Below are 22,193 nucleotides of genomic sequence, written 5' to 3'. Positions count from 1 at the left end.
TCGAAATACATTGACACGTTTGATGGAATTTGGATATGTTCGTATGGTCAATAAGATATCTCCCAAAAAAACACTGTTATCTACCAACTGCAAAGGGATGTTGAAATGAGTCTAAAGCTTTTAAGAGAGTCTGTTCTCAGCCGTAAGCCCATATCTTTTCAATACAATAAGCCCGGCAAGGTGAGAGGAGAGCGTATAGGTAATGTGCATGCAATTTATATACTTCGTCGAAAATCTGATGGCGTTGAAACTACCAAGCTGCACATAGTTCAGACTGCGGGTGTAACAGATAGTGAAGTTAATTTCCCCGAGTTTCGCCAATTTGATATAGAGTCAATCACTGATGTTGTAATTTTGAGCAGTGAGCCTGACTTTCCAATTGATGATAAATACAGACCTGAATCTGATTACTACTTGAATGTTATTGCTAAGGTGTAGTCATGAGTCTCAATCACTCTTATCTTATTGGAAGTGATCATAATAATGAGTTAATGTTGAATATCTCTGGTCTTGATTCTTGTGAAAAGAATGTAGCGGATTTATCAGCAAACTTTTATGCTTTATGCTCGACTACAGGTGCTTCAAGATTTACCTGCAAATTGGATGTTCAAAATTTACGCGAGTTACATCATCACCTTTCGAAATATAGTATTATCTGTGATCATAAATCGTTGTCAACTGGACGCTTTGTTGAAGTTAAAGGTAATTATCAGGAAGTGATTAATATCCTGGAAAATACAGATAATGCATCCTTGATCATGGCCCTACAGCATCTGGTTAGCAAGAAGTTAACCCACAATGATATTAATACCATCCTTGGTAGAAAAGATTCCTTGGCAGAATATGAAGATATGCTGAAGGATTCAGATCAATACAATGAGCCTGATTGGCAAAAATTCTTTGAACGTAATGAGTGGATTTTTGGTTATGGGCTGACATATAAATACCTTAAGATATTACAACGCGAAGCCCATGTATCAAAGACTGATCTAAATGGCGCAAATGATGTTATCGCTGATTTTCTAATGTCAGATTCCCGGTATACTAAAATAGTTGAGCTAAAAACCCCAACTACGAAACTTTTCACGAAACGTCAGGGTAGGTCTGACACTTGGTTTTTATCAGGTGAATTAACGGATGCAGTGAGTCAAATTATTGCACAGAAAGCCAATTGGGAAATTGAAAGTCAAACTCGTAATTATACTGCTGATGGTAATTTGATTCGCGAAGAAACATTTGATGCTGAATGCATTCTTATCATAGGATCTCTTTCTTCAATCGAAGGAACGGATAAAGAAAAAGCAATAAAAAGGAAAACCTTAGAGCTATATCGTAGGAATTTGAAAAATATCGATATACTCTTTTATGATGAGTTGCTTGAAAGATCACGATATATTGTTAAAAGTGCTGAGGTGATTGAAGACAAACTAACATCAACGCTAGTTCTTCGTGAGTAATTTCTTTGCATCTTAAAGTTATTATGCCTTTAGTTCTATAGAAAATTTCATTTTTCCTGATAAGGCGACTCAATTGTATTTAAATTTTTAAACATGTTCTTCACTCCCTCACACCTAATTCATACTACCTGCGATTACCGGAAAATTTTGACGACCCCCTCTGCAACCCAATTTCTAAATTTCCACGCCGCAAGCTCAGGTGTCGTTTAGTGTTGCCTGTAACTGTCACTTTCTGACTACTTAATACGAAATTTCTCCCCGCCCTAAAACCTGGCTCTGATGCCGTTCAAATATCTGATAGTTACTATCGATTAATGAAGTCTTTTTGACAGTTTTTGCTTAACCTATAAATATTACATATAGCACCCGTGCGGTAGATAAATGTAAAAGTTAAATGTAAAATGCATCTCAACGACAACGAGAGGAGGGAGCCACAGATGAACGTGATCACATACAAGCGTGTTTCGACTGAAAAGCAAGGCAAGAGCGGCTTAGGTATGGAAGCCCAAGAGGACTACATTACAACGGCTGTTGCTGCTGGTGGCTGGTGTGTAGTTGGTGAGTATGAGGATGTAGGCGTGTCTGGGGCGCTGGCCCCGATGGAGCGTCCCGGCTTACGCGCTGCACTGGAACACTGTAAACGCACTGGCGCTGGCCTACTGGTGGCTAAGGTGGACAGGCTGAGCCGTTCCGTTAAGGATGTGGCTACAGTGATGGAGATTGTTTCTGTTCTGGTGGCAACTATGCCCGGTGCTGATAACTTCCAGATCCATTTGTTCGCGGCGCTGGCTGAGCAAGAGCGCGACTTCATCAAGAGCCGAACCAAAGCGGCATTACAGGCACTCAAAACCCGTGCCGCTGGTGGCGATACGGTGGCACAAGAGAAGGTGAAGACGTGGAGCGACAATATTCAAAAGGTGAATGCCTCCGGCGCTAACCGTGGTGCTTCTGTGGTGGTGCGTAAAGCTAAGGCTGATGCGTTCGCCGCTACTGTCGCGGATAACATCCTTGCGGCCCGTGCGCGTGGCGCTGAGACATTACAGGCGGTTGCTGACTACCTGAACGGGAAAGGGATTAAGACTCGTCGCGGTGGCGAGTGGACTGCAACTCAGGTGATGCGGATCGAGAAGAGGGCGTAACCCTCTCCTATGGGTGGTGCACCTGTCTTAAATCATCTGCCAGAGTGCAAGGCCATACATTAAAATCCCAATTCTCAAGTGTCCAGGCTGTTCGCCATTTCACAATAAACCATTCCCAACTCTCAGTGATGCTCTCTGCGTCCACCTGCTGACGTTTGTCCGTGGGTAGCTGACGCGCACCGCTTACGTAATCCTCAAAGTCATCCTGATGAATCAGGTAGCCCGATGCATATTCTATGAGAGGTGTCCCGTCAATACGGCGGGGACACGGTATTAGCTTCTGTCTGGCCTTTTCAGCAACGCTTGTTGCTTCCTGTGTGTTTGTCTTGTCTATACGGTTTAAATCGCTCCTGATGGCGCTGATGCGTTCATTTCTTGCGGGATCTGCAAGGAAGGTATCCAGGTTCTTTTTGTATCGTTTGTTAGCTGCCAAATGGCCTCCTGTAAGTCTGCGGTGATCTGATGCATCGGCTGTATGCCGTGGATTAGTTGCACCTGTTGATTATTAAAATTAAAACCATCTACTGGTCATACCACTGGTCATACCACTTGTCAAGCTGTGGTATGAAACGCCGGTATTGAATAAAACTTTTGAATGAAGGGTTGTTAAGCGTAGCGGCACTTTCGCGGGGAAAGTTTGCTTGCGTGAGATGCCCATCTCCGGAGAGTCCCGGAAATGATCAGTCCAAAGATAATAAGAAGTATAGACTTTAGTCCCGTCTGTCCCGTCTAACCCTTATGGCACAAGGGCTGAATCTGGACGTGGCTAAATATTTAGTCCCGGCTGAAATGGCATTAGTCCCGGCTAAGCGGCAATCTCCAGATGATGAATGTGTGACAGATACCATTCTGAGGCTTGTTCCTTCGTCCAGTTGGCGGGATACCACAGCGCACCTTTGGTGATGTTCGGCACGTTCTTGTGTGGGCCATTCCTGAAAAGTCTATCTGCGGTGTAACCGTGTTCCTTCAGCCAATCGCTGGCCTCATTCTGGCGTGAGAATGCCGGACAACTATCGCGGAAAACGTCGAACGTAAATACCTTTCTTTCTTCGGTAAAGGCTTCGGCCTCGTGGTGTTCCGGGCTGATGCTTGCCTGTTTCAGGATCTCCAGCTCCGCGCTAAACGGTGGTCGGTATGGGTTGAACTCTGACAGGTCATACTCCATAAACCAGCGGTGAACCGCTTCCAATCCTCCGGCTTCTAACCAGCAAGCAAGCTGCGCGATGAAAGTCGCCGTCTCGTCTCCGTCGATCTTGTGGTGCATCTTTCTGGTGACATAGTGGCGGCGGTCGTTGGCTTCCACGTCAATTGGATGATCGTTGTTGCTGAACGTAATAAACCTGGCGTATGTGCGCACCTTACGTGCGCCCTCATACAATGGGCGAATGTCTACCGTTGGCTCCGTCTGGATTGATTTAAGGCTCTCAGCTACACGCTTGGACGCCTGTGGCGGGTCATCGAACACTATGATCAGGTTATTGCTCAGGCTTTCATTGTGCTTCTCAGTAAGTTGGGTATAGCTGCTGTAATGCTTCGTCTGGTCTGCCAGCAAGGGAGATAACACCTGCTGGAATAGAAACCCTTTCCCCGTTCCGGTATCGGATGGCGAAACGATATGCCACGTTGGGCGCTGCTCCGGGTGCTGGAAGATGTGCGCCAGCCAACTGAACACGGCGCGGCGGTCTGCCTCGTCCGGGTAGAGGCGTTCCGTGTATTCGTGCCAGAGAGTCAGATCAGTAGCTGCGTCACGCGCTGGCGTAAACGTCCGGTATGTGTTGATCGTGTTACCGTTGAAACCCTGCGGCATTGCCGGGTCAAATACGATAGATTCGATGAACGGTAATAGCTGGTAAAGTTTATTGATGTGGGTGGGGTTCCACACTTCGCCGTGTGTCCATCGCACGTATTTTGGTGCTAATGATTCAAGGCTGTGATCTGCACCTGTATGCGTGCACCTGTATGCGTATTACGTAGCTTTACGCCGTTTGGCAGGGAAATAAAGCCGTAGCCCTCTGACTCAAGGTGCCTGGCGAATGGTCTGATCTTGTCGTGCATTAAGGGAAGTCTCCAAAGTGTTATAAAGCTGTTTCAGGATAAAAGCTTGTTGTGATAAATCGCCCCGCTGCTGGTCAATAACGGCGCGTAAGTCCTGGGGGATTCGAAGTGGAATCCCGCGTTCTGTGTTGTTCATTTGATTACCTATGATGTGAGGTGGTGCAGGTCGAGAAGGGAGTGAAATCTGTCGGTTGCAATGTGGTAGATAACTGGCGTTCCTTCGTCTGTGTAACGTAGCTCGATGAGGTTAAGCCTCACCAGTTCGAGCAAATCAGCTTCCATTCACTACCTCATACTTAAGGTGTCCCATTTCTTCCCATACGGCGCTGTAATAGACGCCAAATCTCAGACTCACCCTACGGATAAACTCATAGTTTGCCTGATAGGGCCAAAACTCACAGATGAGATCCACCACTGAGGCGTAAACGTCTGGATGGCGGTTAAACAGGGCTGCACTCCACTCGTGGCGCTCAAGCGTGGCACTCAGTAGGGCGTTGAGCCGTCCCTCAAATGTATTGGTGTTGGCGTTCAGGATGAGGCGGCAACGTCCTGTGTTGTGGTCGTGGTCAATCATCGGTTTGCGCAGACGCGCCCCGGTGATCCAGTCAATGCCACCCTGTGCCTTTGTCATCATTTCCCGATAGGGTGCACGTTTCGCCGTTGCCAGGCGTTCAGGATTCTTTTTCATAGCAAACTCACTGAACATTAGCCCACCTCAATCTCTGATAGTGCGGCACGGATACGTTCGCGCATTGTTGGTGCTTCTGCCTGAAGTGCTGCGGCTTCTTCTGCTGCTTTGGCTTCCATTTCAGCGCGATAAGCTGTTTCATAAACCTTTGTGATCTCGTCGGTGATTTCGTCCATTAATGCGGCTTCTGCTTGGGTGATAAGCTCTGCACGATCTGCATCGATGACAGATTGAGGGCGATCTAATACCACTCGCATCATTGGGCTACCCGGAATGAAGATAGCCTGTGATCTCAGGTCTGCGATGCGGTATCCGTTGAGGATGTGCTCTTGCAGGCGCACTAAACTGATCGGGTGGGGTTCTGTCAGCTCGACACGTTCACGTAGAAGGCGCTGCACGTATTGGTGAACATATCCGTCTCGTTCTGCCTTGTAGATGGCTTTGATTTCTTTGATTGCTGCTGGTGGTAGTGAGAATGGTTTCATTGTTGTTGTTCCTTGATTTCTAAAAGTCGTTTGATGTTCGTGCGGTTGCAGCTCTTACACGTAAATGGGGATTTGCTGTCTGCGGAGTATTCGGTGACGTAATACCAGGTGCCGTTGTAGAAGTCCTTTTGAATAAGGCCCGATTCCAGCCACTGATTGATCACGCGGTGCGGGTTGCCGTTGTCCCATTCCTGAATGAAGTCTTCCCAGGTGAAGCAGTGCTTCATCCTCTGTTCAGCCCAATACAGGAAGGCCACACGGGTTGGGGTTGTCGGTAGGTTGTGACTACGTAGGCGGTCACGGTAAACGTGGTAGTCGAAACGAGGTAGCCACGTCTCGATAAGGTTCAGATCTTTGTCACTCATCTGTATGAGATTTCCTTTTGTTTAGATGAAAAAATCCCACGCGAAAGGAATGTTCCGGCTCATTACGGAGACACTGCTTGGATGACAGTTTTGATAATGAGCGCGGCAATCGCGTGGGAGATTTTGGGTTTCACTGGTGTGTGAAGGTTTGCTATGAAATGGTGCTGTGTGACGCGATCACGGCTGGGCCTGTGATGCTCAAAGCTTGATAGGAAGAAGTAAACTCTGTGATAAGTATCTCGCGCTTTGCTTACCCTACAATCTTATGATAACAGATTTAGCACAAAATGTCAAGATAAAAATATTGACTTAAATCGTAAGGTCTGTTATTGAAGTCTCGTTCGGTATGGGTCTATTGCGAGGGTGAGTAGTGGATTGGTTGACTGCCGTTCTGTAATCCTCGCTTCTCTATGGCGGCTAAGTTTCTTACTAAAGCGGATTAAATAGATTTAGGCACCTTGCGGTAAGTCTAACCATTCAGCACGATTTAGATGCGTGAGATCACCACTGATAAATTTTTCTAGTAGCTTGGGAAAATCATTGCAAAGTTGATGAGCGAGTCCCGGTAGTTTTTACTATTAACGGCAAATAGTTTTGCACAGTGCTGGACACAAGCCTGCTATTAGAGTTCTCCTTACTCTTTCTCAATCAAAGCTAAAATTATTCAGGACTATCGGAGTGGGGGAATTAGTGGGGCGGTAGAATGTGAGCAGAGCATCATTATACAGTTGGGTCAGAAAGCTTCTGTGACGTCCCAAGAAGGGATTTTAAAGATATTAATGATTGAATTAAGGTTCAGTGTTGAGGATGTAAGAGAGGATTAAAGGAATGGCTTAATGGGTTTGTATTCCCAGTGGGATAATCTTGAGATTGATGTCAATTTAAGCTTTCCTAGTTGTAATGTGTTCCATCTGTTAAATCAGAGAGGTTAGAACTAACATTGGTGGATATTAGAGTAATGTTATGCATCTAACCATTCAATGATGTTATCCCTTTATCCTTATCAGGAAGGGATATATTCTTTAGCTATGTTCCATTCCTAGACTCCTATCTTCGATAGTCATCTACTACATGAAACATAGCTATAGAGTATTTTTAAAGAAATGGATTATAACACTCGCTATCGCTCGCGTTTTCGGGTGTAGGGTAGCATATTTCTTTTTCTAAGTCAATATTTTTTATCGTTTGTATTGTATTTTATCATAAAGTATGTATTGGAAAGATTGAAGGCGGGTTTCCCCGCCGATTATCACTTGCGCTCTTTCACTGATTGCGAAAGGACGGAGCCAGCCAGAATCTTGGTGTTTTCTGCTGAATTTCCATTTTTCAATACTTGAGAGGCAATGTGTTCCATTTCAGCACTGGTTTGCTTTGGCGTATGTGTCTGAGATAACACAGAACCAGCCAGCTTCTTTTGAATCCCCGATGCATTCGGATCGTTCAGAATGCTGGCAGCGAGAGAGCCTAGTTTGTTTGATGATTGCTTAGAGTTATTGCCCATAATTATTTTCCTATGTAGAGGTATAAAGTTACTACATATAGTGCCGATAAATTAATTTTACACCATATGTAGTGTTCTATGTTAAGGCGAAGCGAGAACAATTCAATACCCAAACATGCTAAAAACTGTATAAATCCACATGAGGTTATTCCGATGGTTTTTTGAGCTATCTAAACTCAACTGGATAGCAGAAAATTATAATTCCTCTTTTCCACACATCCTTACAGCTTCGACCAACAATGAAGCATTTCAACAAACACCCGTCTTTATGGCGGATTTTTTGTTGCCTGCTGGATAATCCCTAGGTGAGGTCAAAGGTGTGGTAAAATGTGAGGTCAAAGGTGAGGTATTGTGGCTTTATCTGTTTCCGGCGATCAAGAAGGCGAATGCGGTCAGGCAAGCTTGCTTTGCAAGCGACACTTCCCGTATGCTGGTGAAAAGTAATGAGAGATTTACTTCAAAGACTCGGGGTGCCCTTCTTTGTGAAGGCTGAGAAATACCCGTATTACCTGATCTGGATAATGCCAGCGTAGGGAAGTCTGATGCCTGACCGCATTCGCCTTCTTGTTCGCCGGTTGGGAGCTACGATGACACATCAATCTCAACACCTTTCTGCCGCGCACTTCGCGCCCATCCTGCACACTTTCCGCCGTCAGTCACCGCTGGTGCACTGCATGACCAATGACGTGGTTCAGAACTTCACCGCCAATGTACTGCTGGCACTTAATGCCTCACCGGCGATGGTGATCGATCCGGAAGAAGCCGCAGAGTTCAGTGAATTGGCCGATGCGCTGCTGATTAATGTGGGCACGTTAACCCGCGAACGGCAGCAGGCGATGCAGGCTGCCATCACTGCCGCTAATCTGGCGGGCACACCCTGGACACTCGATCCGGTTGCGGTCGGCGCGCTGACGCTGCGCAGTGACTTCTGTCAGCAGTTATTGAGTCAGCAACCGGCGGTGATCCGCGGCAATGCATCAGAGATTCTGGCGCTGGCACAGCAGGCCAGTGGCGGGCGGGGCGTTGATACACTGCATCAGGCGGATGCGGCAATTGATGCAGCACAGCAACTCGCTGAGACCTGGAAAACGCTGGTGATCGTCACCGGTGAAGTGGACTACGCCACGGATGGTCAGCGGATCCTCGCCATAAGCGGTGGCAGCCCGTTAATGACACGGGTGGTGGGCACCGGCTGTGCACTCTCCGCCGTGGTAGCGGGCTTCAGCAGTCTGCCTGGTGATCGTCTAATGAATGTCGCGGCCGCCTGTCAGTTCATGGCCCTGGCGGGGGAAAAGGCAGCGGCGCAGGCTGCCGGGCCGGGCAGTTTTGCCACCGCGTTTATTGATGCCCTCTGGACGCTGGAGGTCGGCAATGAAGCGCATTAATGCCCTGACGATTGCCGGTACCGATCCCAGCGGCGGGGCAGGCATTCAGGCCGATCTGAAAACTTTCTCGGCTCTGGGCGCCTATGGCACCAGCGTCATAACCGCGCTGGTGGCACAAAACACGCAAGGCGTGCAGTCTGTTTACCGGATTGCACCTGACTTTGTTGCCGCCCAGCTCGATTCGGTGCTGAGTGATGTGCGCATCGACAGCGCAAAAATTGGCATGCTGTCAGAAACGGCTATCGTAGAGCAGGTTGCTGCCCGGCTGAGAAAGGCTGATATCCCGTTTGTGGTACTGGATACAGTGATGGTCGCAAAAAGTGGCGATGCGCTGCTCTCGCCAGACGCCGTGGCCAGCGTACGTGAGCTGTTATTGCCGCAGGTCTCGTTGATCACACCGAATCTGCCGGAAGCGGCGGCGTTGCTCAACTGTGCTGTCGCCAGCGATGAGGCGGAGATGCGCGAGCAGGGACGGGCATTGCTGGCGCTGGGCTGTCAGGCTGTGCTGATGAAAGGCGGACATCTTACGGCGGCAGAGAGCCCGGACTGGCTGATCACGCATTCCACTGAGCAGCGATTCAGCACGTCTCGCGTCAACACCCGTCACACCCATGGCACCGGCTGCACGCTGTCGGCCGCCTTAGCCGCGTTGCGTCCGCGTCATGCTGACTGGGCAGAGACGATTGGGGAAGCCAAAAACTGGTTACAACAGGCGTTGTTAATGGCAGATACGCTGGAGGTCGGGAAGGGCATCGGGCCGGTTCACCATTTTCATCAATGGTGGTGACGGCGAAGACCCGCACCGGCCTGAAATTCAGGCGGTGCGGGTGATGAGCGATTAGGGTGCTTCAAACCAGGCGCTGTTACGCTCGGCAATGGGGGTGATTGAGAAGATCATCTCCTGCAGGTGGCGACGCATCGCCGCTTCGGCGGCATTGTCGTCATGGCCCTTGAGCGCGGCAAAAATCTCTTCATGCTGCTCAATCAGCTTTTCTGGCGGCGAGACTTCACTCAGCGTCAGAAAGCGCACGCGGTCCATTGCCGCTTTGATGTTCTCCACCGTCTCCCAGGCCAGCTTGCAGTCGATACTTTCAGCGATCAGGCGATGAAACTCATCGTCCAGCGTAAGAAAAGCCTGGCTGTCATGGCGCTCAGCAGCCATGCGCTGCAGCTGCAGGTTATGTTCCAGCGCCATCAGCGACGAATCGTCTATCTCCAGCGCCGCACGACGAACCACCGACACTTCCACCGCTTCACGGATAAAGCGGCCATCCGCTACCCGCTTAGCGGAGATTTTGCGCACAAAGGTGCCGCGCTGCGGCAATACCTGTACCAGTCCGGCTTCAGCCAGCTTGATGAACGCTTCGCGCACCGGCTGGCGTGAGACGTTGAAGCGCGCGGACACTTCCTTTTCAGAAAGCAGCGAGCCTGGCTGAATTGCGCAGGTGACAATATCTTTGCGCAGATACCGGTAAATCTGCTGATTTACCGGTTCGCTGGTCGTAATGGTATAGGCGATCGACATGCAGCAATATCCATATTACGGCTGGCAAAAGCCAGCGCGATGGGAAAGTGCCAGTCTAATCAGCGCGCTGCGTCTGCGCCAGCCCTTTTAGCTGCGGTTGAGAGACTGATGCACCGTCGTGCGCGCGCCCTGAGCGGTCAGTTTGTTATACCAGGCGGTCAGTCGGCCGACCACATCGGCATTCTGCGCCAGATCGTCGCCAAACACTTCGCGCATGGAGAGTAACGCCCGAACACGCGCTTCACCCTCTTCGCTGCTGGCGACGCATTCTGCCAGTTGCGCTTTCATCGGATCACGAATCTCAATCGGCTGACCCTTCTCATCAATGCCGCCGACATAGCGCATCCAGCCCGCCACGCCCAGCAGCAGCAGGTCGCAGTCGCTGCCGCGCTGCAGGTGCCAGCGCAGGCTATCAAGCATACGTTGTGGCAGCTTCTGGGTGCCGTCAGTGGCAATCTGTCCGGTGCGATGTTTAATCGCACGGTTTTCATAACGGGCAATCAGCGAATCGGCGTATGCATTGAGATCCACGCCCTGAGTGCGCAGCGTCGGGGCTTGCTCATCCACCATCAGTGAACGGGCGGCGGCGCGGAAATGAGGATCGGCCATGCAGTCGCTGATGTACTCATAACCGGCCAGGAAGCCAAGATAGGCCAGGAAAGAGTGGCTGCCATTCAACATCCGCAGTTTCATCTCTTCATAGGGCAGGACATCGCTGACCAGCTCTGCGCCTGCTTTTTCCCACGCCGGACGACCATTAACGAAGTTATCTTCGATCACCCACTGGAAGAAGGGTTCCGCTTCAACCGCAACGGGATCGCTGCAACCCAGGCGCGCGTTCAGCGCGGCAAATGCCGCATCGGTCATGGCCGGAACGATGCGATCCACCATGGTGGAGGGGAAGGTGATGTGCTGCTGAATGTAGTCTGCCAGCGCCGGATCCTGATACTGTGCCAGCTGCACAATCACATTACGGATGACGTGACCATTTTCCGGCATGTTGTCGCAGGACATGACGCTGAACGCAGGCAGATCCTGCTTCCGCCGGCGGCGAATCGCGGCCAGAATCAGACCCGGCAGCGAGCGAGGCGAGTCTGGATTCTGCAGATCGTGCACGATGTCAGGATGATCGGGGTTTAAATTTCCACTGGCGGGCTGATGGCAATAGCCTTTCTCGGTGACGGTCATAGAGACAATGGCCACCTCTGGCTGACTCATTGCGTTGATCACCGCCTCAATCCCATCACTTTTGCCGTGCAGCGCCTGAGTAATCACGCCAATGACCCGGGTTTGCAGTGAGTCATCGGCCATCTCTGTCAGGGTATAGAGCAGATTTTGCTCACGCAGAGCCTGAATCAGATTGCCGCTGTTGAGGTTAACTTCGCAGTAGCCCCAGTCACTGCCCTGTTCAGCCAGCTTATCGCTGCAGAGTGCCTGATGCGCGCGGTGAAACGCACCAAAACCAATATGTACCATGCGAGTCTTTAAATTGCTGCGGTCGTAAGTGGGGCGCTGGACCTCAGCGGGCAGGCGATCAATCTGTAACATACTCCGTCCTTATGGCAAACGGGGCGCATGGCGCCCCGAAATCATCGTTCTGTTAGCGGAACAACACTCAGACCGAAACCGGTTTATCCTGGGATTTCGGACTGCGAATCACGAACAGCACCAGGAAAGCCCCCAGCGCGGCGACACAACCCGCCAGTACAAAGGCGCTATCGAATTTACCGGTGTGCTGGACAATAAAGCCGGTGACGATCGGCCCGATGATGCCGGAGAGGCTACCCACCAGATGGATAAAGCCGCTGATGCTGCCGATACGACTCTTGTGTACCACATCCTGAATAATCGCCCAGTAGATCGCGCCGGTGATATAGAGAAAGAAAATCGACACCGACATCATCATAACGGCGGGAACCACTTCTTTTATCGTACCCGCCAGTGCCACACAAATTGCGGCTGCCAGCAGTGAGACAACCAGCACAATTTTACGGGACAACAACAGTTTGCCGGTGATATTGAAGATTTTATCGGAGATCCAGCCACCCAGCGCCAGACCAACGAATCCGACTATCCACGGGATCATGGTGGTGATGCTCATGGATTTGATATCCAGGCCGTGCGCCTGCACCAGATAGGCCGGGAACCAGCTCAGGAAGAAGAACAGGATGTAGTTGTAGCAGAAGAAGGCAAACGCCGTGACCAGGATAATCGGCTGGCGCAGGTAGTAGCCAAACGGATGCGGCGTTTCAGCCAGGTCAACCTCATCATTCGGATTGGTGGCTTTCAGGCGATCAATCAGCAGACGCTCTTTTTCGGTGACAATTTTGCTTTTTGCCGGGTTATCAGCGGCAAAGAAGAGCCAGAACGCCATCCAGACCAGACCGATACAGCAGACGATCACAAACGCCGGACGCCAGCCATAGGCCAGAGCAAGATAGCCAATGATCGGACCGGCGACGGCACCACCCAAAGGTGAGCCGGCACTCAGTAAGCCCATCGCTGTTGCGGCCTGTTTTTTCGGGAACCAGCCGTTAATGGCTTTGTTGGCTGAGGAGCAGATTGGGCCTTCCGCCATGCCGAATAGCACACGCAGAATCAGCAGCGACCAGAAGCCGGTCGCCAGTGCGGTCATGCCGCAGAAAATGGACCAGGCACCCACCGCCACGGCCAGCACGATTTTCGGGCCAAAGCGGTCAGTGGCGAGGCCGCCGACAAAGTTAAACAGGGCATAGCCGAAAAAGAAGCTGCCGAAAATCATGCCGAACTGCTCAGCATTGATCGCCAGATCTTTCTCCACCAGCGGCACCGTCAGTGAGAGGGCAACACGATCGAGGTAGTTGATCATGTAAACCAGGAAGAGCAGCAAAACGAGGGTCCAGCGCAGATTCTTGAACATACAAACTCCGTGATCTGTTTTCTTTTTTAATCAGGCCGGCGGGTACGCACCGGCGAAGGAGACCTGGTGTTCAGCGGGAGTTAACCCATTTGCAGGATCACTTTGCAGCAGGTGCGCGGATCTTTTTCGAACAGGCTCATCGCGCGTTCAATCTCCTGCAGCGGGAAGTAGTGCGTCACGAGTTTCTCTGGCTGGATCAAGCCTTGTTCCATCCACGCGATCACCTGTGGAAAGCGGTTGCTGTTGAGACGCGAGGTAAACAGCGACAGCTCTTTGCTGGTCAGGCTCTGCTGAGTAATGCTGCACGGTTCGCCGGAGAATCCCAGCAGACCGATACGCGCGGCCGGTGAGGCGAGCGCGGCGGCTTCTGCCAGAATAGCGGGATGGCAGGCGGCGTCGATAATCAGCGTGGGCTGGACGCCCTCAAGCTGTGCTGCCAGTGGGATTTCGCTGTTATCGAACAGCTGATCGGCACCACTCTCTTCAGCCAGCGCCAGGCGTTCCGGCAGACGATCCACTACCATCACTTTTTTCACTTTATAGACGTTTTTCAGCACCTGAATCGCGGTAAGCCCCATTGGTCCGGCGCCATAAATCAGGGCGACATCGTCTGGCTGCGGCTTAAGAAACGCCGTGATGTTGGCTGCGATAGTAAAGGGCTCAACCAGGCTGGCAAGCTTGTCGGGGATGGCGTCCGGCAACTCCCAGGCATTTTTTGCCGGGGCCAGCGCATAGTCGCTGAAGCCGCCGTCGCGATGCACGCCAATCACCTGCAGTGTGGTACAGACATTGGGGCGGCCTACTGAGCAGGGATAGCAGCTGCCGCAGCTCACCACCGGATCGACCGCCACGCGCTGACCCAGTCGGGCCGCATCGACTCCCGCACCTACCGCATCGATCACACCAAAAAATTCGTGACCAATAACCCGAGGATATTTCGCGAACGGGTTATGGCCGTGCCAGATATGCACATCCGAACCGCAGATACTGGCATAGGCCACTTTGACCCGGACTTCACCTGCCGCCGGTTGTGGCAGTGGACGTTCAGCTATCACCAGTTCGCCTGGCTGTTCAATAACAACACTTTTCATGAGTTTCTCCTTACCAGTTCCACAGGGTGCCATCTTCAAGACGGGCGACCGGCAGATAGGCAGGTTCATAGGGATATTTCGCAGCCAGTTTCTCGTTGAACTCTATGCCAAGGCCCGGTTTGTCGCCGGGATGCATATAGCCCTGATCAAAGGTCCAGTTTGCGTCAAATAGCTCCATCATCTGTTCAGAGAAGCCCATGTACTCCTGCACGCCGAAGTTCGGCACCCAGAGGTCAAAGTGCAGTGCCGCCGCCATGCAAATCGGGGAGAGATCTGAAGGACCGTGGGAGCCGGTGCGCACCTGATAGAGCGAGGCAAAATCAGCGATACGTCGCATACCGCTAATGCCGCCCGCATGTGTGATGGTGGTGCGGATGTAGTCGATCAGCTGCTCTTCAATCAGCTGCTTACAATCCCAGATGCTGTTAAACACTTCGCCCACCGCAATCGGCGTGACGGTGTGCTGGCGGATCAGACGGAAGCATTCCTGGTTTTCGGCGGGTGTCGGATCTTCCATCCAGAACAGGCGATAATCTTCCACGCTCTTGCCAAAACGCGCGGCTTCAATCGGTGTCAGGCGATGGTGCATGTCATGCAGCAGATGCTCATCGAAACCAAATTTGTCGCGGATAGCCGCAAAGAGTTTCGGCGTGAAATCGAGGTATTTCTCGGTTGACCAGAACTGCTCTTCCGGCCAGTGACCTTTGGTTGCCGGCTCGTAAGCCTGGCCTTTGCCTTTCGCCATCCCATAGGTGGTTTTCATGCCCGGCACGCCGCACTGGGCGCGAATCGCTTTGAAGCCCCGCTCTTTGTGTTTCGCGTAGTCATCCATCACTTCATCAATGGAATGGCCAGTGGTGTGGCAATAGACCATAACGCCAGTGCGTGAGGCACCACCCAGCAACTGGTAAAGCGGCATATTGGCGGCTTTACCTTTGATATCCCACAGTGCCATATCGACCGCAGAGATAGCGGACATGGTCACCGGACCGCGACGCCAGTAAGCGCCTTTGTAGAAATATTGCCAGATATCTTCGATCTGATGGGCATCGCGGCCAATCAGCTGCGGACAGATGTGATCTTTCAGGTAGGAGGCGACCGGTAATTCACGGCCATTCAGCGTGGCGTCGCCAATGCCGGTCAGTCCCTGATCGGTGGTGATTTTTAGAGTGACAAAGTTTCTGCCTGCGCAGGTTACAAATACTTCCGCCTTAACAATTTTCATCCTGGTGCCTTTCAGTCAGCGTTCAATGATGAAAAAGTACGCACTTTAATACTACCATACAAGTTGGTCTGACAGAGTTGTGAACCCAGTCACAGAGTGTTTTCAGGGGTACCCAGGCGCGGCAAAAAAGGGAATGAAAGAGGTGTTTTTTACAAACAGAGATTCAGACCGGCATTAAAAGGGGGCTTTCGCCCCCTGAATCAGGCTCAGGAAAGGAGTTCACACTGTGGTGGCAGGCGACAGCTTAATGCGCCTGCCATCACCTCAATCACGAATTCCCGTCCTGAAAGCGGCTCGCCATCAAGGTTAAAGGTCATTTCATGCGGAGAACGGATGGTCAGTGACTCCAGCTGTGCGGTGACGATGCCCGGATTGTCATCGTCGCCCGTCAGTGAGTGCAACAGGGTCGGCAGCAGCTCCTGTGCGGTGACAATGCTGACGTCCAGCCGGCCATCGTTAATCAGGGCCGAAGGGCAGAGTCGCTGACCACCGCCCGCCTGACGTCCATTACCAATACCAATGACCAGCGCATCACCCTGCCAGTTGAAATCGGGACCGCTGATCTCGCAGGTATCAGGTTTCAGCGTATCCATGCGCATCAGGCCGTGAATAAAATAGGAAACACCGCCCAGTGCCGACTTTAGCTTTTCCGGGGTTTCCGTGGTGATGCGGGTGCCAAATCCACCCGTCGCCATGTTAATGAAGTAGTGATCCTGGTTCACTCTGGCCAGGTCGATGGTGCTGGCTTTGCCCTGGATCGCCAGGCGTAATGCCGGTTCCATCTCTTCCGGGATGCCCACGCTGGTGGCAAAATCATTGGCCGTTCCCAGCGGCAGGATGCCCAGCACCGGGCGATGATCGGCATTCGATGCCGCCAGCGCCGTCGCGATTTCGTTGATGGTGCCATCGCCACCACCTGCTACCACCGTCTCCGCCTGCAGCGCAATCGCCTCTTTGACGTACCTGTCGCCATCACCTTTTTCAAAAGTGACACGCACCGCAATATCGAAGCCTTCTTCACGAAGGGCAGTAATGGCTTCGCGCAGATCATCATTGCCCGCGCCTTTCCCATTCAGAATGAGTAGCGTTAGCGGTTTATTATCCATTTTGCGTTCCTTGAAGATCTACAGAGTAAGAAGGGGAATTTATAACATAGCTGCCAGCAGTAAATAATTGGCGAAAGAGAGAAAAAAGAAAACCCGCACGGGGGAGCCGGGCGGGTAAATGAGGTGGTTCCAGGTAAATCTGCCGTTTGTTGTTACTCATTAGCAGCAGGCAGGACTATAAAGCAGCGCTGAACAGGGGTCTGTGATCCTGTTCTGATTTCCTCAAAATGTTTCCGTTGGTAAACGATTATGTGGATCCCGGGTATCTTCACCATGATCGAAGTTGCGCAGCAGCAGTGCAAAACGCAGATCGACTTCCTGCGGCACCCGCAACCAGACACGATGGCCATCGCCCGGCGCAACCTCTGTGGGTTCGCCGCGCGCGTTCTGCAGCGCATCAAGCTGGCAATTCAGGTTTCCTTCGGGCGTCATGATCTCCACGCTGTCGTGCAGCATAAACTTGTTCTTCACCGCCACTTCAGCCCACTCACCCCGACGCTCGCCGGTAAATTCGCCGACGAATTGCTGGCGATCGGACACGGAAAAACCCTGCTGATAATTCTGATAACTGTCATGCGTGTGGCGGCGCAGGAAGCCTTCGGTATAGCCGCGATGGGCCAGACCTTCCAGCGTTAACAGCAGTGACGGATCAAACGGCTTCCCGGCAGCGGCATCATCAATCGCCCGGCGATACACCTGGGCGGTGCGGGCGCAGTAGTAATAGGACTTGGTACGCCCCTCGATTTTCAGCGAATGAACGCCCATCTCGCTGAGCCGTTCAACATGCGCGACCGCGCGCAGATCCCGCGAGTTCATGATATAGGTGCCATGCTCATCTTCGAACGCGCTCATCACTTCGCCAGGTTTCATCTTCTCTTCCAGCAGAAACACCTTGTCGGTAGGCTGACCGATGCCCAGCACAGGCGTGACATCCTGCACTGCGACAGGCGTGTGAATACCGACGATATTCCCCACCTCATCCTGCTGGCCTTCCTGCACTTTATATTCCCAGCGGCAGGCATTGGTGCAGGTGCCCTGATTCGGGTCGCGCTTGTTCATATAGCCTGACAGCAGGCAGCGACCGGAATAGGCCATACAGAGCGCGCCATGAACGAAGACTTCCAGCTCCATCTCCGGCACCTGCTGGCGGATCTCGCCAATCTCCTCCAGCGATAACTCGCGTGACAGGATTACCCGGCTCAGCCCCATCTGCTGCCAGAATTTTACCGTGGCCCAGTTGACCGCATTGGCCTGCACCGACAGGTGAATCGGCATCGTCGGAAAAGCCTCGCGCACCAGCATGATAAGACCGGGATCGGACATGATCAGCGCGTCAGGCTGCATCTCCACCACCGGCGTCAGGTCGCGAATAAAGGTTTTCAGCTTGGCGTTATGCGGTGCAATGTTCACCACCACATAGAATTTTTTGCCCAGCGCGTGCGCTTCATTGATGCCCAGCGCAAGATTTTCGTGAGTAAATTCGTTATTGCGCACCCGCAGGCTATAGCGCGGCTGGCCGGCATAGACGGCATCGGCCCCATAAGCAAAGGCGTAACGCATGTTTTTTAGCGTGCCAGCAGGGGAAAGCAGTTCGGGTTTCATGATCTTCTCACTGATGTCAGGTCAGTATGTCGCTTCAGGCGACAGGTGCAGGACCATTAAGCCCTGCAAAGGGTGCGGAATTGTAGGCAGTGAGAAAAGGGAAGTAAATTGATCGGGATCAAACTAGATCAAATGACAGGCATCGGCTTCCCAGCGATAGCCCATCCCGTAAACGGCGCGGATAAAAGGTTGCTCACTGTCGAGGTTCTCCAGCTTCCGCCGCAGATTCTTGATATGGCTGTCGATGGTGCGATCCGTGACCACGCGGTAGTCATCATAAAGATGGTTGAGCAGCTGTTCACGTGAAAAGACCTTGCCCGGTTCCAGCGACAACGTTTTCAGCAGGCGGAATTCCGCCGGAGTTAGATCCAGTGGCTTTTCGCGCCAGCTGGCGAAGAAGCGGCTTTCGTCGACCCGCAGCAACGAGGCGCTTTGCGGCTCTTCCGCTGAACGCCTGACCCGGCGCAGAATCGTTTTGACCCGTGCGACCACTTCACGCGGACTGAAGGGTTTGCAGATGTAGTCATCCGCGCCCAGCTCTAATCCCAGCAGCCGATCGATCTCCTCGGTACGAGCGGTAACCATAATAATCGGCAGCTCGGAATGACGGCGGATTTCACGGCAAAGCGTTAAGCCATCGGTGCCAGGCAGCATTAAATCCAGCAGCATCAGGTCGGGTGGCGTCTGACGCACATACTCCAGCACCGCGTTGCCGTCGGCGATGTGATGGGTACGGTAGTTTGAGGCGTGCAGATAATCGATCATCAGCTGCGCCAGTTTCGGCTCATCTTCGACCACCAGAATCAGCGGGTCGTGGTTTTCCTGGCTCATAAGCGTTTACACAAGGGGAACATAGCGCAAGTGTAGCGCGATTTTCAGTCCACCTAAATCAGAGTGCGACGCATGAATATCGCCACCATGTGCATCAGCGATATTTTTACAGATGGCCAGTCCCAGACCCGAGCCGCCGCTGGCGCGGTTGCGCGAGCCTTCGGTGCGGAAGAAACGCTCAAAAATCTGCACCTGATGTTCTTTATCCACGCCAGGTGCGCTGTCATCAAAATCGATGCACCAGTGGGGCGCTTCATACTTCAGTGTCACTTCAACGCGGCCACCGCTGTCGGTGTAGCGCAGGCTGTTCTCAAGAAGGTTGGTGAATAACTGCATCAGCCGGTCGGGATCGCCAAAGAACGGGGCGTTTTCGGGCAGATTCAGTTTCAGCGTCAGGCCGTGTGCGCGATAGCGCTCGGCAAAGCTGCCCGCCGTCACCTCCAGCAACTGAACCAGATCGGTGGCCTGTTTGCGGTAGGCAAGGGCACCCTCATCCGACAGCGACAGCTGGTGCAGATCGTCCACCAGCTTGGTCAGCACCACCACCTCGCTCTGCAGCGAGGCGATCGCTTCCGGCGTCAGTTTGCGCACCCCATCCTGCATCGCTTCCAGTTCACCACGCAGGATCGCCAGCGGCGTGCGCAGCTCATGGGAGATGTCGGCCATAAAAGCGCGCCGCATGCTCTCGTTTTTCTCCAGCGAGCTGGCAAGCAGGTTAAAGTCACCGGCCAGCTGGCCCAGCTCATCCCGGCTGCTGACCTCCACGCGGGTAGCAAAATTACCGGCCGCCAGATGATGGGTGCCGTCGACCAGTCGCTTGACCGGCGCCAGCAGACCGCGCGCCATCAGCCAGGTCGCCAGTGCCGCCAGCAGCGTTGAAAGCCCCACGATAATCCAGCTGGTCCGCCGCTGCTGTTGATCAAAGTTAATGTCCGTGCTGCGCGTCAGCCGCTCCGGCGGCGAGCCGATCACCCAGCCGACCACTTTATTGTTGCTGGTGGTGATGTTGCGTCGTGTGCCTTCGGGTGGCACCGGCGATTTTGGTCCGGCCAGCACTTTATACTGCTGGTCGAGGATCCAGAACTGGGTCCGCCAGCCGTGCGGCGGTAGCTGGCTGTTGCTGTCGGGATTCTGCTCCAGCGAGCGCAGCATGGTAAAGACCAGCCGATCGTTATGGCGCAAGAAATCCCAGTTGCCGTGCTGCTCATACTGATCGGCGAGGGCATCGCTGAGCAGGTTCAACCGCTGCTCGTTGCCGCGTTTAATGTAGTCGACAAAGCCGTGCTCGAAACTCATCCGAACGCCCCAGTGCATGGTGATCAGGACCAGCATGCAGGTAGCGAAAATCGCCATAAACAGTTTGGCACCGATGCCCAGTCGCAGGTTAACTCTCATTTTTCTCTCCGGCGTCGCAAATCAACGTTGGCATTCGTCTGTGGCGGAACGCGCCAGAACACCAGCGCGGGCAGAAGAATAATCAGCGACATGCAAAGGTAGGTATAAATAAACATTGAGTGATTCGCGGTGCTGTTCGCCATGTTTTCATGAGCAAATGCGCCCAGCAACAGCCCGGCGACGGTGACGCCAACACTCATCGACAGCTGCATAATCATCGACAACAGGCTGTTGCCGCTGGATGCCAGCTCATCGGGCAGCTCCTTCAGCGTCAGGGTATTCATTGAAGAGAAGCGAATGGCATTGACCATGCCCTGCAGAAACAGCACCAGCGGCAGTAGCCAGACCCAACCCATGAGCGCCACCAGGGGGAACAGCAGGACCACCAGCGCCAGCGCCACCGTCGACATCACCAGCACGTTGCGGTAGCCGTAAAGATTGACGATGCGCACCACTATGCGCTTCATCCCCATATTCCCCAGCACCATTGAAATCATCATCAGACCGGCGTGAAACGGGCTGTAGCCCATGCCAATCTGCAGAAAAATAGGGGTCATAAAGGGCAGCATGCCGCTGCCGATGCGGCCGGTAAAACTGCCCAGCAGACCAATGGCATAAACGCGGTTATCAAACAGTTTCAGGCTGAACAGCGCATTATCATTGCCGCGTGCATGTATCAGGTAGAAGAGCAGAGAGAACAGGCCAACGAGAATCATGGCACCCAGTAACAGCGGTGAGCCACCACTGCTGCGCTGGCCATCCAGCGCCAGTGTCAGGGTTGCCATGCCAGCGGCCAGCAGGATAAACCCGGCGAAATCAAAGCGCCGCGTCTGCATGCTGTAGTTGGGCATCAGCATCAGAGTGGCGATAGCGCCGGCGATGCCGACCGGAATATTGATGAGAAAGATCCAGTGCCAGCTGGCGTACTCTACTAACACACCGCCCAGTGCCGGACCCAGCAGCGGGCCAATCTGGCCGGGCAGGGTGACAAAGGTCATGGCGGACATATATTGCTCACGCGGCACGATTTTCATCACCGTCAGGCGACCCACGGGGACCATCATGGCGCCGCCAATCCCCTGAACCACGCGCGACAGCACCAGCTGATCCAGCGTGCCGGACATGGCGCACAGCAGCGAGCCGATACTGAACAGCAGAATCGCGCAGAAGAAAACGTTGCGCACGCCAAAACGATCCGCCAGCCAGCCACTGACCGGCAGCATCACCGCCACCGTCAGCACGTAATAGACGATCACCGAGTGCATGTGCAGCGGACTGACTCCCAGATCGTGCGCCATCGATGGGATCGCGGTATTGACGATGGTGGTATCCAGCGTCTGCATAAAGAAGCCGATGGCAACGATCCACAGTTGCCAGCGGACGTTAGTGCTTTGCGTAGTCATCGATCCCCCCGATAAAAGCATTACGCGCCGTGCCTGCCGAC

The 22,193-nt window shown here is 52.7% G+C and carries 21 protein-coding genes and 1 riboswitch; of the genes, 5 read left to right on the top strand and 16 right to left on the bottom strand.

What is annotated here, in order from left to right; translation table 11 throughout:
- The first annotated feature begins 105 nt into the window (after positions 1–105).
- From H7K52_RS01265 to H7K52_RS01255, 3 genes are all read left to right on the top strand, one after another.
- Positions 106–438 carry a hypothetical protein gene (locus H7K52_RS01265; RefSeq protein ID WP_182629550.1) on the top strand — a complete coding sequence of 111 codons (333 nt, stop codon included), beginning with the start codon at positions 106–108 and terminating at the stop codon, positions 436–438.
- 2 nt (positions 439–440) lie between these two features.
- A complete protein-coding gene (locus H7K52_RS01260; protein WP_182629549.1) occupies positions 441–1,457 on the top strand; it encodes a Shedu immune nuclease family protein in 1,017 nt (338 codons plus the stop codon).
- A 401-nt stretch (positions 1,458–1,858) separates the two neighbouring features.
- Positions 1,859–2,596, top strand: a complete 738-nt coding sequence (locus tag H7K52_RS01255; RefSeq protein ID WP_310736368.1) for a recombinase family protein — start codon at positions 1,859–1,861, stop codon at positions 2,594–2,596.
- A gap of 7 nt (positions 2,597–2,603) precedes the next feature.
- Here the strand turns inward: H7K52_RS01255 and H7K52_RS01250 are convergent, their stop codons facing one another.
- From H7K52_RS01250 to H7K52_RS01225, 6 genes are all read right to left on the bottom strand, one after another.
- Complete coding sequence (locus H7K52_RS01250) at positions 2,604–3,029, bottom strand: hypothetical protein (protein ID WP_182629547.1); 426 nt, start codon at positions 3,027–3,029, stop codon at positions 2,604–2,606.
- A 372-nt stretch (positions 3,030–3,401) separates the two neighbouring features.
- Complete coding sequence (locus H7K52_RS01245) at positions 3,402–4,478, bottom strand: primase-helicase family protein (protein WP_259400567.1); 1,077 nt, start codon at positions 4,476–4,478, stop codon at positions 3,402–3,404.
- Between the two features lie 444 nt (positions 4,479–4,922).
- Entirely contained in the window at positions 4,923–5,339 is a 417-nt protein-coding gene (locus H7K52_RS01240) for an endonuclease domain-containing protein (protein WP_182629546.1), read from the bottom strand.
- Positions 5,340–5,356: 17 nt separating this feature from the next.
- Positions 5,357–5,824 carry a hypothetical protein gene (locus tag H7K52_RS01235; protein ID WP_182629545.1) on the bottom strand — a complete coding sequence of 156 codons (468 nt, stop codon included), beginning with the start codon at positions 5,822–5,824 and terminating at the stop codon, positions 5,357–5,359.
- Complete coding sequence (locus H7K52_RS01230) at positions 5,821–6,189, bottom strand: hypothetical protein (protein WP_182629544.1); 369 nt, start codon at positions 6,187–6,189, stop codon at positions 5,821–5,823. Before H7K52_RS01230 ends, H7K52_RS01235 begins: the two co-directional genes overlap by 4 nt.
- Before the next feature lie 1,249 nt (positions 6,190–7,438).
- The gene (locus tag H7K52_RS01225; RefSeq protein WP_182629543.1) at positions 7,439–7,690 is read right to left on the bottom strand and encodes a hypothetical protein; all 252 of its coding nucleotides are present in this window, start codon (positions 7,688–7,690) and stop codon (positions 7,439–7,441) included.
- A gap of 456 nt (positions 7,691–8,146) precedes the next feature.
- A riboswitch (TPP riboswitch) is annotated at positions 8,147–8,243 on the top strand.
- Positions 8,244–8,277: 34 nt separating this feature from the next.
- Here H7K52_RS01225 and thiM point away from each other — a divergent pair.
- Both thiM and thiD read left to right on the top strand, forming a co-directional pair.
- A complete protein-coding gene (gene thiM, locus H7K52_RS01220) occupies positions 8,278–9,075 on the top strand; it encodes a hydroxyethylthiazole kinase (RefSeq protein WP_008926103.1) in 798 nt (265 codons plus the stop codon).
- Positions 9,062–9,862 carry a bifunctional hydroxymethylpyrimidine kinase/phosphomethylpyrimidine kinase gene (gene thiD, locus H7K52_RS01215; protein WP_008926102.1) on the top strand — a complete coding sequence of 267 codons (801 nt, stop codon included), beginning with the start codon at positions 9,062–9,064 and terminating at the stop codon, positions 9,860–9,862. Before thiM ends, thiD begins: the two co-directional genes overlap by 14 nt.
- A gap of 51 nt (positions 9,863–9,913) precedes the next feature.
- Here the strand turns inward: thiD and H7K52_RS01210 are convergent, their stop codons facing one another.
- The 10 genes from H7K52_RS01210 to mdtD form a co-directional block, all read right to left on the bottom strand.
- The gene (locus H7K52_RS01210; protein ID WP_004571261.1) at positions 9,914–10,600 is read right to left on the bottom strand and encodes a GntR family transcriptional regulator; all 687 of its coding nucleotides are present in this window, start codon (positions 10,598–10,600) and stop codon (positions 9,914–9,916) included.
- 87 nt (positions 10,601–10,687) lie between these two features.
- Positions 10,688–12,148 carry a mannitol dehydrogenase family protein gene (locus tag H7K52_RS01205; RefSeq protein ID WP_008926101.1) on the bottom strand — a complete coding sequence of 487 codons (1,461 nt, stop codon included), beginning with the start codon at positions 12,146–12,148 and terminating at the stop codon, positions 10,688–10,690.
- Positions 12,149–12,215: 67 nt separating this feature from the next.
- Positions 12,216–13,499, bottom strand: coding sequence for an MFS transporter (locus H7K52_RS01200; RefSeq protein ID WP_004571263.1), 1,284 nt, complete (start codon positions 13,497–13,499; stop codon positions 12,216–12,218).
- Between the two features lie 80 nt (positions 13,500–13,579).
- The gene (locus tag H7K52_RS01195; protein WP_110411245.1) at positions 13,580–14,590 is read right to left on the bottom strand and encodes a Zn-dependent oxidoreductase; all 1,011 of its coding nucleotides are present in this window, start codon (positions 14,588–14,590) and stop codon (positions 13,580–13,582) included.
- Between the two features lie 10 nt (positions 14,591–14,600).
- Entirely contained in the window at positions 14,601–15,815 is a 1,215-nt protein-coding gene (gene manD, locus H7K52_RS01190; protein ID WP_182629542.1) for a D-mannonate dehydratase ManD, read from the bottom strand.
- Positions 15,816–16,021: 206 nt separating this feature from the next.
- Complete coding sequence (yegS, locus tag H7K52_RS01185; protein WP_004571266.1) at positions 16,022–16,921, bottom strand: lipid kinase YegS; 900 nt, start codon at positions 16,919–16,921, stop codon at positions 16,022–16,024.
- Positions 16,922–17,143: 222 nt separating this feature from the next.
- The gene (trhP, locus tag H7K52_RS01180) at positions 17,144–18,526 is read right to left on the bottom strand and encodes a prephenate-dependent tRNA uridine(34) hydroxylase TrhP (RefSeq protein ID WP_110411246.1); all 1,383 of its coding nucleotides are present in this window, start codon (positions 18,524–18,526) and stop codon (positions 17,144–17,146) included.
- Positions 18,527–18,646: 120 nt separating this feature from the next.
- A complete protein-coding gene (gene baeR, locus H7K52_RS01175; protein ID WP_004571268.1) occupies positions 18,647–19,354 on the bottom strand; it encodes an envelope stress response regulator BaeR in 708 nt (235 codons plus the stop codon).
- A gap of 6 nt (positions 19,355–19,360) precedes the next feature.
- Complete coding sequence (gene baeS / locus H7K52_RS01170) at positions 19,361–20,749, bottom strand: envelope stress sensor histidine kinase BaeS (RefSeq protein WP_004571269.1); 1,389 nt, start codon at positions 20,747–20,749, stop codon at positions 19,361–19,363.
- The gene (mdtD, locus tag H7K52_RS01165) at positions 20,746–22,152 is read right to left on the bottom strand and encodes an MFS transporter (protein WP_140916245.1); all 1,407 of its coding nucleotides are present in this window, start codon (positions 22,150–22,152) and stop codon (positions 20,746–20,748) included. The genes baeS and mdtD overlap by 4 nt, the downstream gene beginning before the upstream one ends.
- Positions 22,153–22,193 lie beyond the last annotated feature (41 nt).

It is taken from the genome of Pantoea hericii, assembly GCF_014155795.1.
Lineage (GTDB): Bacteria > Pseudomonadota > Gammaproteobacteria > Enterobacterales > Enterobacteriaceae > Pantoea > Pantoea eucalypti.
Note: the sequence above shows the minus strand (reverse complement) of the source record. Positions and strands in the feature narration are given on the sequence as shown.

Excerpts from the sequence above, each read along its gene's own strand:
- H7K52_RS01195 (WP_110411245.1), bottom strand. The coding sequence starts at position 14,590 with ATGAAAAGTGTTGTTATTGAACAGCCAGGCGAACTGGTGATAGCTGAA.
- manD (WP_182629542.1), bottom strand. The coding sequence starts at position 15,815 with ATGAAAATTGTTAAGGCGGAAGTATTTGTAACCTGCGCAGGCAGAAAC.
- thiD (WP_008926102.1), top strand. The coding sequence starts at position 9,062 with ATGAAGCGCATTAATGCCCTGACGATTGCCGGTACCGATCCCAGCGGC.
- H7K52_RS01265 (WP_182629550.1), top strand. The coding sequence starts at position 106 with ATGAGTCTAAAGCTTTTAAGAGAGTCTGTTCTCAGCCGTAAGCCCATA.
- baeR (WP_004571268.1), bottom strand. The coding sequence starts at position 19,354 with ATGAGCCAGGAAAACCACGACCCGCTGATTCTGGTGGTCGAAGATGAG.
- H7K52_RS01240 (WP_182629546.1), bottom strand. The coding sequence starts at position 5,339 with ATGAAAAAGAATCCTGAACGCCTGGCAACGGCGAAACGTGCACCCTAT.
- H7K52_RS01205 (WP_008926101.1), bottom strand. The coding sequence starts at position 12,148 with ATGTTACAGATTGATCGCCTGCCCGCTGAGGTCCAGCGCCCCACTTAC.
- baeS (WP_004571269.1), bottom strand. The coding sequence starts at position 20,749 with ATGAGAGTTAACCTGCGACTGGGCATCGGTGCCAAACTGTTTATGGCG.
- H7K52_RS01230 (WP_182629544.1), bottom strand. The coding sequence starts at position 6,189 with ATGAGTGACAAAGATCTGAACCTTATCGAGACGTGGCTACCTCGTTTC.
- H7K52_RS01225 (WP_182629543.1), bottom strand. The coding sequence starts at position 7,690 with ATGGGCAATAACTCTAAGCAATCATCAAACAAACTAGGCTCTCTCGCT.
- H7K52_RS01235 (WP_182629545.1), bottom strand. The coding sequence starts at position 5,824 with ATGAAACCATTCTCACTACCACCAGCAGCAATCAAAGAAATCAAAGCC.
- H7K52_RS01200 (WP_004571263.1), bottom strand. The coding sequence starts at position 13,499 with ATGTTCAAGAATCTGCGCTGGACCCTCGTTTTGCTGCTCTTCCTGGTT.
- H7K52_RS01255 (WP_310736368.1), top strand. The coding sequence starts at position 1,859 with ATGCATCTCAACGACAACGAGAGGAGGGAGCCACAGATGAACGTGATC.
- thiM (WP_008926103.1), top strand. The coding sequence starts at position 8,278 with ATGACACATCAATCTCAACACCTTTCTGCCGCGCACTTCGCGCCCATC.
- yegS (WP_004571266.1), bottom strand. The coding sequence starts at position 16,921 with ATGGATAATAAACCGCTAACGCTACTCATTCTGAATGGGAAAGGCGCG.
- mdtD (WP_140916245.1), bottom strand. The coding sequence starts at position 22,152 with ATGACTACGCAAAGCACTAACGTCCGCTGGCAACTGTGGATCGTTGCC.
- H7K52_RS01210 (WP_004571261.1), bottom strand. The coding sequence starts at position 10,600 with ATGTCGATCGCCTATACCATTACGACCAGCGAACCGGTAAATCAGCAG.
- H7K52_RS01260 (WP_182629549.1), top strand. The coding sequence starts at position 441 with ATGAGTCTCAATCACTCTTATCTTATTGGAAGTGATCATAATAATGAG.